The following is a 410-nucleotide window of genomic DNA, read 5'->3' as shown; positions in this document are numbered from 1 at the left end:
GTCTACTGCTTTGCCTTGCTGGTGTTCGCCGCCTCGTCGGCGCTTTGCGGGCTGTCCGACAACATCTGGACGCTGGTTGGTGCGCGTGCGTTGCAAGGCTTCGGCGGCGCCTTGATGGGCACACTAGGCCAGGTCGTCATCCTGTCGACTTTTCCGCGCAGCCGAACGCTCAAGATCAACATGTACATCTCGCTGGCCGGCCAGTCCGGACCGTTGGTCGGTCCGCTCGTCGGCGGTGCGCTGACCACCTACATTTCCTGGCGCTGGATCTTCTTCATCAACGTGCCGTTCGCGCTGGCGGCGGCAATTCTTGCCGCCTCGCTGTTTCCGACGATGACCAAGCCCGTGCGCACGCCGTTCGATTTTCCGGGCTTCCTGCTGGTCAGCAGCGGCATGGTCCTGCTGGTCTT

The 410-nt window shown here is 62.9% G+C and carries 1 protein-coding gene; it reads left to right on the top strand.

All coding sequences use genetic code 11. From position 1 onward, the window contains the following. A partial coding sequence (locus EN994_RS35110; RefSeq protein ID WP_127308333.1) for an MFS transporter occupies nt 1–410 on the top strand: 410 nt, incomplete at both ends.

It is taken from the genome of Mesorhizobium sp. M7A.F.Ca.CA.002.09.1.1 (assembly GCF_003998555.1).
Classification (GTDB): domain Bacteria; phylum Pseudomonadota; class Alphaproteobacteria; order Rhizobiales; family Rhizobiaceae; genus Mesorhizobium; species Mesorhizobium ciceri.
This window is presented reverse-complemented; position numbering and strand designations above follow the sequence as displayed.